This is a genomic window from Anaerolineaceae bacterium oral taxon 439 (assembly GCA_001717545.1).
Taxonomy (GTDB): Bacteria; Chloroflexota; Anaerolineae; order Anaerolineales; family Anaerolineaceae; genus Flexilinea.
On record CP017039.1, the window covers coordinates 1,586,955 to 1,596,810 of the forward strand.

At 56.3% G+C, this 9,856-nt stretch carries 9 protein-coding genes; 6 read left to right on the forward strand and 3 right to left on the reverse strand.

Translation table 11 applies throughout. From position 1 onward, the window contains the following. Nucleotides 1–2: 2 nt before the first annotated feature. The gene (locus BEQ56_07145; protein ID AOH43268.1) at nucleotides 3–1,073 is read left to right on the forward strand and encodes a hypothetical protein; all 1,071 of its coding nucleotides are present in this window, start codon (nucleotides 3–5) and stop codon (nucleotides 1,071–1,073) included. A gap of 46 nt (nucleotides 1,074–1,119) precedes the next feature. On the opposite strand, the gene BEQ56_07150 is transcribed toward BEQ56_07145, so the two are convergent. From BEQ56_07150 to BEQ56_07160, 3 genes are read right to left on the reverse strand one after another with little or no spacing between them, the layout of a single operon-like run. Continuing rightward, the gene (locus BEQ56_07150; GenBank protein ID AOH43269.1) at nucleotides 1,120–1,368 is read right to left on the reverse strand and encodes a hypothetical protein; all 249 of its coding nucleotides are present in this window, start codon (nucleotides 1,366–1,368) and stop codon (nucleotides 1,120–1,122) included. 11 nt (nucleotides 1,369–1,379) lie between these two features. After that, nucleotides 1,380–1,586: a preprotein translocase subunit TatB gene (locus BEQ56_07155; GenBank protein AOH43270.1), complete on the reverse strand. Its 207-nt coding sequence runs from the start codon at nucleotides 1,584–1,586 to the stop codon at nucleotides 1,380–1,382. A 27-nt stretch (nucleotides 1,587–1,613) separates the two neighbouring features. Further along, a complete protein-coding gene (locus BEQ56_07160) occupies nucleotides 1,614–2,702 on the reverse strand; it encodes a hypothetical protein (GenBank protein ID AOH43271.1) in 1,089 nt (362 codons plus the stop codon). Between the two features lie 161 nt (nucleotides 2,703–2,863). Between BEQ56_07160 and BEQ56_07165 the strand changes: the two genes are divergently transcribed. From BEQ56_07165 to BEQ56_07185, 5 genes are all read left to right on the forward strand, one after another. Next, the gene (locus BEQ56_07165) at nucleotides 2,864–4,027 is read left to right on the forward strand and encodes a cysteine desulfurase (protein ID AOH43272.1); all 1,164 of its coding nucleotides are present in this window, start codon (nucleotides 2,864–2,866) and stop codon (nucleotides 4,025–4,027) included. Beyond that, nucleotides 4,017–4,922 (forward strand): hypothetical protein, encoded by a 906-nt coding sequence (locus BEQ56_07170; GenBank protein AOH43273.1) that lies wholly within the window; start codon nucleotides 4,017–4,019, stop codon nucleotides 4,920–4,922. The genes BEQ56_07165 and BEQ56_07170 overlap by 11 nt, the downstream gene beginning before the upstream one ends. Nucleotides 4,923–4,943: 21 nt before the next feature. Further along, nucleotides 4,944–7,520: a hypothetical protein gene (locus BEQ56_07175; protein AOH43274.1), complete on the forward strand. Its 2,577-nt coding sequence runs from the start codon at nucleotides 4,944–4,946 to the stop codon at nucleotides 7,518–7,520. Between the two features lie 98 nt (nucleotides 7,521–7,618). After that, nucleotides 7,619–9,007: an 8-oxoguanine deaminase gene (locus tag BEQ56_07180; protein AOH43275.1), complete on the forward strand. Its 1,389-nt coding sequence runs from the start codon at nucleotides 7,619–7,621 to the stop codon at nucleotides 9,005–9,007. A 128-nt stretch (nucleotides 9,008–9,135) separates the two neighbouring features. After that, nucleotides 9,136–9,756: a hydrolase gene (locus BEQ56_07185; protein AOH43276.1), complete on the forward strand. Its 621-nt coding sequence runs from the start codon at nucleotides 9,136–9,138 to the stop codon at nucleotides 9,754–9,756. Nucleotides 9,757–9,856 lie beyond the last annotated feature (100 nt).

Genomic DNA, 9,856 nt, shown 5'->3' on the forward strand with positions numbered 1-9,856 from the left:
CAATGGCTCAGAAGAGCTTAGGATACGTAGAAATGGTATGGACTTGCCCGAATTGTCAGGCGAAGAATCGCGGGTCTGTACGCTATTGTTCGAGCTGCGGCGCGGCGCAGCCGAAAGACGTTCAATTCGAACGGCCTCTTTCGAGCGAACTTGTCGCCGATCCGGAAAAAATTTCGGAAGCTGCCTCCGGGCCGGATATTTACTGCGCCTATTGCGGAAATCGAAATCCATCGACCGCGAAGAGCTGTCAGAACTGCGGAGCGGATTTAGGGGAGGGCGAAGCTCGGGAATCGGGCGCCGTTTACGCCGGGCCGACGGGGCCGGTTGAAAAAGCGGTGACTTGCGGTGTTTGCGGAACGGAGAACCCGGTCAGCGCGCTCAAGTGCGCCGGCTGCGGATCGCCGTTGGATACAACCGTGAAAGCGGAGCCCGCGGCGCCGGCTCCGAAGCCGAAGAGAAAATCGACCGGTTGTATTATTGCGGCGGTTATCCTCGCGGCGCTGATCGGCGTGATCCTGTTCCTGTTTTTGAAAACGAATTCGTTGACGGCCCGAGTTACGGAAAAGAACTGGGAGACGTCGGTAAATATTCTGGAGCTTATCCAGAAGACCGGGACGGCTTGGTGCGACGAGGTTCCTTCCGACGGAAAAATCACGAACCGGTATCGAAGTCCTCGAGAAACGAGCAGCAGTTATATCGCCGGCGCGGAAGAAGAATGCGGCGAGCCGTATTTCGTCGATCAAGGAAACGGTTATTCGAAAGAGGTTCAGGACTGTACTTATACAGTTTATGATGATGAATGCGAATACACGTATAAGGCGTGGGACATCGTCGATACCCGAACCGCGTCGGGATCGGATAACCGTCCGTATTTCCCGGAGCTGAACCTGATCCCCGGACAGCGGGAAGGCGAGAATACAACGAGTTATCGGGTCGAATTTGCCGACGACGGAGGGAAGGAATACCTGTATTCGCCGGGGACGCTCGAAGAATATACAGCTTTTGAGCTGGACCAGCGGTACGCGCTGGAGGTTAACCTGGTCGGCGGCGTCGTCAAGTACGAGCTTCAATAACATTTTTTCAGGGGAACGGGCCTTTCGGGGCCGATCCCCCTGTTTTTTAACTGAATTCAGCGCGGTAACGTTCCTGATAACCCGCTTCGTTCGGTTCCACGATCCGTTCGACGTCCTCCGAAATGAATTCGTTCGGAATCGGTTCGTCCGTCTCGAACCTGACGCAGATTCCGCAGCTGCTGCTCAGCGATCGCGGCACGGGCATCAGCCGGGCGGGAAACGCGCACGCGTCGCAGCGCTTCTTGAACCGGATTGCGCCAAAATGCGAATAGAACGTCGCGAGATAGACGGTCAAGCGGTTCTCGCTTATTTCCTGAGCGTAATCGTAAACGTTCCGTTTTCTTCTTCAACGGCGGACCGGAAGCCCTGCCCTTCGGCGAAGCGGACGACGTTTTCCCGCGCTGTCGGGCTGTCGACGAGGATCTGGATCGCGCTTTCACCGCTCTGGATCGCTTCGCGCGTCTGAATGACCGGTTCGGGGCAGGACAGCCCTCTGACGTCAATCGTTTTCATTTCTGGTTTCCTCCCTTGGGATTTCAGTTAGTTTTTCGCTTTGCGGAACGTATTCAGCGACGCGATCAGCACGCAGACGGCAATTCCGATGACGACGGCGATTTTTCCGTTCGCGGTCGGGCCTTCTCCGCTCGAAGCCAGCCCGAAATTATGCGCAAACGCCGCGCCGGCAGTAAGGCCGAGAATCGTAATTGCGCTGTCAATATTGCCTTCGCCCGCGAGGACAAGCTGCCGCAGCGGGCAGCCGCCCAGCAGGACCGACGCGAACCCGACGAGGAACATGCCTGCCGCGTTCCAAAGGCCGTCTGTATGCGCGATCGGCTGACCGGCGAAAGCGAATGAAAAATAGGCCTCTCCGGTCAGCGCGGTCAGCGCAAGGTTGACGATCAGCGCGCTGCAGAGGATCGCGATAAAACCGGCGATGAGCCTGGTTTCGCGGAAGAGGATCAGGTCGCGGAACCCGCCGATCATGCACAGGCGCGACCGCTGCGCCAGGCTCCCGACGATCAACCCGGCCGCAAGGCTGACGGCGATAGCGGCATGCTTCGCCCCGGGGCCCCCGCCGGCTTCCGTGAAGAAAATAAACGCGGGCGCGGCGACGAGGAGCAAGAGAAGGACGGCTTGCAGGAATGGGAATACGGCGCCTTCGGGCGGCCGCTGTTTATACGTTCGTCCCAGCGTATAGCCTTTATTCAGGAAGAAGATCCCAACGGCAATCCCGCAGACAAACCCGATCAGGCCGACGATCGCGTTCAGATCCCCGCCCGCCAGTCGGACGATCATGCGGAACGGGCAGCCGAGGAACATCAGCCCGCCGATCATGACGAAGGCGCCAAGAACGAATCGGGTTACCGGCGAGCTCCCGCCGCGCGGCGCGAATTCTTTCCGGACGACCGAAAGGATCAGCGCGCTCAGGACGATTCCGATAATTTCTGGGCGGATATACTGAACTGGGGCGGCGCGGTGAAGCCCCAGTCCGCCGGCGATATCGCGAATGAAACAGGCGATACAGAAACCCATATTTTTGGGGTTCCCGAAATATACAAGCAAGGACGCGACGATGCCGATGATGATTCCGGCGAGGATAATAAACCGATTCTCTTTTTTCCTGATCATATCGATTTGACTCCGTTCATAAAATGAATCATTGCAGACTTTATCCTACCATTCCGATTTGAAAACTTCAAATAGGATTTATCGGCTGACAGCGTGGATTTATTTGCGCCTATTATAAGCAGCGACTATAATCAGGAATCATGCGTCGATAAGGGATCAATATGGGCAGAATTTACTTCGACAACGCGGCGACGAGTTTTCCGAAACCGGAGGCGGTCGCCGACGCGGTTTACCGCTATATTTCCGAACAGGGCTGCAATATTAATCGCGGCGGTTACCCGGGGGCGTACGACGTGGAGGAGACGGTTTACGAAACGCGGGAGTGGCTTTGCGATCTGTTCCATGGGGAGGACGCGCGCTCTGTCGTCTTTACCCGGAGCGTGACCGAGAGTCTCAACGTTCTCCTGAAGGGTTTTCTCCGCCCAGGGGATCACGTTCTGGTTTCCTCCATGGAACATAACGCCGTTATGCGCCCGCTGACGCAGCTGCGCCGAGAGAGCGTCGCCTTTTCGCGAGTACCGGCGAATCCGGACGGATCGCTCAATCTGGATGAGATGGCGGCGCTCCTGACTGAGCGGACGAGGGCGGTGGTGATGACGCATGCGAGCAACGTTTGCGGAACGGTACTGCCGGTTGCGCGGGTTGGGGCCTTCTGCGCCGATCATGGGCTGACGTTTATCGTCGATTCAGCGCAGAGCGCCGGCGTTCTTCCGATCGACATGCGGGAAATGCGAATCGATGCGCTGGCGTTTACCGGGCATAAAGGATTGCTCGGTCCGCAGGGCGTCGGCGGTTTCCTGCTGCGTTCCGGGCTGGAGACGGCGATTGAGCCGCTGATCTCCGGCGGAACCGGAAGCGTCAGTTATTCCGAAAGCGTTCCGGAGTTCATGCCGGATCGGTTCGAGGCGGGAACGCTGAACCTGCCCGGCATTATGGGGCTTCACGCTGCGCTTGGTTGGATTCGCGAACGCGGAATCGACGCGATTTATGCGCATGAAATGGCGCTGACCGAGGCTTTTCTGGCTGGGCTGCGGCCGCTCGCCGACGACGGAAGGCTCCGGGTCGTTGGGCGGCCCGACCTTTCCGGGAGGACGGGCGTCGTCTCGGTTCAGCTTCTCCATACGGATCAGGCGGAAGCCGCCGATCGTCTGGCGGAGGCGTACGGCGTTATGACGCGCGTGGGGCTGCACTGTGCGCCCGGCGCGCACAAGGCGTTGGGGACGTTTCCAGACGGAACGATCCGCTTCTCGTTTGGCTGGCGGAATACGCTCGACGAGGTGCGTTTCGCCGTCAAGGCGCTGGAAGAACTCAGCCATGGAGTTTAAGCATTTAGCCGCGTTCACTGCGGTCGTTCGCTATCAGAGCTTTACCAAGGCCGCCAGAGCGTTATTCCTGACGCAGCCGAGCGTCAGCGCGCAGGTCAGCCAGCTCGAAGAGGAGCTGCAGACGAAGCTCCTGGAACGGACGACAAAATCGATTCGGCTGACCGCCGCGGGTGAAGAGCTGTTCGAATATGCTTCCGGAATTTTAGCGGTTCGAGAAAAAATTTACCGGCGTTGTTCGAGCGGCCGTCGCGTGCCGGTCTGTATCGGCGCTTCGACGATTCCGTCGGCTTACCTGCTTCCCGATCTTCTGACGGCGTATCGCCGGCGGGTACCGGATTTCAGCTTCGAGCTGCATCAATCCGGAAGCCAGAAGGTTATCGACGGTGTTATCGAAAGCCGGTATGATGTCGGGTTTGTCAGTCTGGCTTATCAGGATAGCGCCTTCGCCTGCGTCAGGCTCTGGTCCGATCGGCTCGTTTTTATTACGCCGCCGGTTGAAAAGTATCAGGAGCTTCTGCTGAGCCGGTTGGATCCAGTTTTGGAGCTGCTTCGCGAACCGCTTATTTTCCGGGAACAGGGGAGCGGCAGTCTTCAGAGCGCCGAGCGTTTCCTGGCGCAGGCCGGCTTGACGGAAAACGAGCTGAATATCGTTGCGCGCGTCGATGATACCGAAGCGATTAAGCGCATGGTTGCCTGCGGTCTGGGAATCGCGATGATTTCGGATCTGGCGGTTCGGAAGGAGATCGAGGAAGGCCGGCTTCTCGCGTTTGGCGGGGACGATCCGACGGTTCAGCGCGATATTTTCATGATCCACCGGCGGGATTATGGGCTGAGGGCGGGGCTGCGTGCGTTTTTGGAATATCTGGAGGCGAAAGCCTGCGAGCAGGGTAGTTGATGAATTTCTTGCGGGGGCTGTATGACTGACTGGGTTCGGAAGTTGAAATTGTTGAAGGATCGGAAACGGATCGCCGCTTTAGGCCTCTGGGGACTCGTCGTAGTTTATCTTTTCGCTTTCTTTCCAACGACGGCTTTTTTTGAGCTGAGTCCCGGACCTGATCTGACCGAGCTGCTTCCGCTGGAGAGCGGAAGCGTCTATGAACAGCAGCTGGCGCTGACCGGAGAAGCATGGCTCAGGAGGATCGAAATCCGTTTTGGCGCGATAGCCCCTGACGCTTCTGGAATGGTTGACGTTGCGTTTTACGCGAACGGGACGAAGCTTCAGGACTGGTCGGTACCGGTTTCGAAGATCAGCGATTCGGGATATACGTCATTCTCGTTCGGGCGAACCGTTCCGATTCGACCAGAGGACGCCCCCGGTTTTACGATTCAGCCGCGGTTCGATCGGGAGTCCAGCGCGGCGCTTTGGACGTCGGGCGGCGGCGACCGTTTTTTTTCCAATGGAAATCGGATCGCGGGAAAAACGGCCGCCTATCGGCTTGGAGGTTTGGACGCGGCGAATCGGAAGAAGACGCTGCCCCTGTTCGCGGTTCCGTTCTTAATCCTATTGGGAGTTGCCGTGCTGACCTTTGATCCGACCCGGGTAAAGGGGTATCAGCTGATTCTGGTATTTGTCGTTCTGATAACCGCGCTGCGGCTTATTTCGACCGAGGTTTTTCAGAAGATCGATTCGGCGCCGACGATGAATTGGGACGCGCTGCGTGAGCGGGGCGCGGCGCGCGTCATGGAAACGATCGATCCGATTACGATCTGGGAGGGCCATGTCGACGCTAACAAGATGGGGTTTACGTCGCTTGAGTTCTTTATCACGAGCGGGCAGTCCGAACTGCTTGAGGTTCAATTGATCGGGGAAAAGGATCATGCCGTTTATTACGATCAGGTCATTACCGGCGAAGACTTTTTCGAAACTCCATATCCGGGGAGGGCGAGCGTTTCGCTGAACGCCGCGGACGCGATTGGATTGGAAGGCGGTTATTTCCCGGATATTCAGTACATTCTTTATATTACGAACGCGGATACGGAAAGACCGTTGGAAATCGAGGTCCTTCAGGATGGGAACGGAACTCGCACGCCGCATATCTTTCTTCATCGGGATTCCTACAATGGGTATCGCTTTGCCGTCGCCGTGATTCTCTTCGTTTTTGGGGCGTTTGCCGCCGCCGTCTTTTTTAACCGGGGCGCGGCGTTTACCCCGGAACGGTTCTTCCTGTTTGCGGCGGTCCCGCTGGTCTTTTCGTATTTTCTGATCCTGCCGACGTTCTGCGTTGACGACGCCTATTTTCATTATTCATCGGGGTATCATTGGGCGAACCTGTTAATTGGCGATGGGGATCATGCGTGGCTCGTGCGCGATACCGACGCGCATTATTATGGCAACAACGCGGAGGGCCTGCTGCTTTATCCGTCAGGACAGATCTACATGATAGAAATTAAGAACGCGGCGAAATTCGGTTTTGGCGGTGAAATGAGAAATTATCGCTATGTGACCGATAGCCTTTCGAGTTATTCCCCGCTCAGCTATTTCCCGCAGGTCCCTGGATATGCGCTGGGACGGCTCCTGAACCTGAACGGATTTTTTACGGCGCGCATGGCGAGGCTGATGATGATTCTGACGTATCTGTTTGCGTGCTATCATGCGATCCGGATCGTGCCGATCGGAAAGAGCGTATTCGCGTTGACGGCGCTGCTTCCGCGCGCGTTATACGCATGCAGCTCGATTTCGTACGATGGCGTCGTTCTGGTTGTCGGGTTCTGCTGGGTTGCGAACGTCCTGCGGCTGGCTTACGATAGCGGTTCAAAAAAGGCGTGGGCTGAGACGATCGTCTGGACGGCGTTGGCTGGCGCGGTTAAAGGCGGAAGCGCGCTGCTCCTGCTGCCGATCGTTTTGGCGATTCCAAATCGGAAAGCGAAGCGAACGCTTTGGATCATGGCGTCGATCGTCGCGGTCGGCCTTTTATCCTTCTTTGTTTTCAATCCGGCGATCCTGAGCGGGAGCCATTTTCAGTTAGGAATGGGCGATGACGGGAAGCTGACGGCTTCTTTCGCGTTTACCGATCCGATCCGCTTCCTGAACATGGCCTGGAATACGTATCGCGCGACCGGGATCCTGAGTTTTATCGAGGCGGCCGGATCGAAGCTCTGCTGGACGGAGAAAACGATTCCGGATCTTATGATCCTGGCGCTTTTCCTGATCATTGGGACGCAGTCTTTATTGGAGCGCGACGCGGTTCGGATACGCTGGATCCTTCGAGCTGCGTCCGGGGCTGTCGTCGGTTTATCACTGATATTGACGCCGATTATGGTTCTGAAAGAAACGCCGGTTGGGGCTCCGGTGATCCGCGGACTGCTGGGACGGTATTACTTTACGCTGCTGCCGCTGATTTTTGTCCTGTTCAAGCGCAGATCGAATGATCTGGATGTCGCGTCGATCGATTTGGGACGCGTCCGTGCGATCCGGCAGCTCTGTTATCGGAGCTTCCTGATCGTATCGATCGCGTGTTTTTTCGTGATGTTCCGGCTGTATATAACCCGGTGAAATGTCCGGGAAAAAGGTGATTTTTGACGGATTGCCGTGTCGGACAAGTATAGTAAAATCAGGATGGGAAACGCTCTATATCTGAAAAGGAGCAGAAAATGGCAACGCTACTCGTAAAAAATATTGACACTTTGTACACAAACGACACCGATTTGGGCGATATGAAGGGCGGCGCGATTTTCGTCCGCGATAACGTCATCGAACAAATCGGGCTAACGTCTGAGCTGCCAGCGACCGCGGACCGCGTTATCGACGCGCGGGGAAAATTTATTTTACCGGGGTTCGTTAATACCCATCATCACTTTTTCCAGACGCTGACGCGGGCGGTCCCGGGCGCGCAGGACGAAGAGCTTTTCGATTGGCTGGTTCGGCTTTACCCGATTTTCAGCGAACTCGATTCGGAAGCGACCTACGTTTCGTCGACGATCGCGATGGCGGAGCTGATTCTTTCCGGCTGTACGACGTCCAGCGATCATCAGTATCTTTGGCCCGGCGATTCAAAACTCGACGACCAGATTCGCGCTGCGTCCGAAATTGGGATGCGGTTCCATGCCGTTCGCGGGTCGATGACGCTGGGGCGAAGCCAGGGGGGCTTACCGCCGGATCACGTGATCCAGAGCGAAGATGAAATTCTGGCCGACAGTCAGCGGCTGATCGAAACGTATCATGATCCGTCGCGCTACTCGATGTGCCGGCTGGTTCTCGCTCCATGCGCGCCGTTCAACGTCACGGAGCGGATCCTCGTCGAATCGGCGCGGATGGCGCGGTCGTATGACGGCGTCCGGCTGCATTCGCACGTCGCGGAAACGAAAGACGAGGAAACGTGGTGCGCCCGAACGCATCATATGCGCCCGGCGCGCTATATGGAGAAACTGGGCTGGGTTGGTGAAGACGTCTGGTGGGCGCATTGTATCTTCCTCCAGCCAGACGAGATCCAGCTGATGGCGGATACCGGTACCGGCGTGGCGCATTGTCCGTCGTCAAACATGCGCTTAGGCTCGGGCGTCGCGCCGATTCGCGAGATGCTGGACGCGGGCGTGCGCGTGTCGCTGGCGGTCGACGGTTCGGCTTCGAACGATTGCAGTCACATGATCAACGAAGGGCGGCAGGCGCTTCTTCTACAGCGGGTTGCGAAAGGGGCGAACGCGCTCAAGATTCGCGAGGTTTTCAGGATGGAGACGACGGGCGGAGCTTCGGTCCTGGGCCGCGACGATATCGGCGTGCTGCGTCCCGGGATGGCGGCGGACTTTATCGGCGTGCCGCTGAATACGATCGGCCTGGCCGGCGGCGCTGTGCATGACCCATTGGCGTCGCTGTTCCTTTGTTCCGTTCCAAAGGTCGATCTGTCGGTCATCAATGGGAAGATCGTTGTCGAGGGCGGAGAGCTGCGGACGATCGATCTGGAACGCTTTATCGCGCGGCATAACGAAATCGCGCGCCGTAATGTCTCAAAGTACCCTGTTCCGGAGCGGTTCAAGCTGGTGTAAGCAGATGAATCCAGGAGACGGCGTCACGATGGGGCGCCGTCTTTTTTCATGGTTTTCCGTTGATTCGATCGCGTCCATGCGCGAGAAGCTTCCATCTCTGAAGAAAAGGAAATGCTGGTGATCATATTATGATAAATGCAGTTTTATATATCCACGGGAAAGATGGGAATGCAGCGGAAGCGGATCATTATAAAGAATTGTTTCCATTCTGTGATGTATTTGGACTGGACTATAAAAACGATACCCCATGGGCGGCGGGAGATGAAATAAGGGAAGCGGCCAGGTCGTTGAGCGTCAAATATGAAAATGTGATTTTGGTTGCAAACAGTATCGGCGCATTCCTCTCGATGCATGCAGATATCGAGAAAGAGATAGCGCACGCTTATTTTATTTCTCCGATCGTTGATATGGAGAGCCTGATCATAGATATGATGCGCCGGGTGAAGGTTACTGAGTCGGAATTAAGGGAAAAGGGCGTCATAAAAAATGACTTTGGTGAAGAACTGTCATGGGAATATCTTTGCTATATTCGGAATAATCCGATCCTTTGGAATGTTCCGACCGATATTCTGTATGGCAGCGAGGATGTTATGACATCTATTGATATCGTAACGACTTTTGCAGAAAAACATAACGGAAGGCTCACTGTTATGGATGGCGGCGGGCATTGGTTTCATACAGAGGCGCAAATGCGGTTTCTGGACGCCTGGATCAGAAAAACAATCGGATGTCGCGAGGATTACCGCTAAGTTAAGTGAAATACGGCGTCCCGCTGGTTTCGCCCTGGAACCGTCGGCCGTTTCAGGGCGAAACCAGCGGGACGCCGAAAATCTATCGCGCAGCGATCGC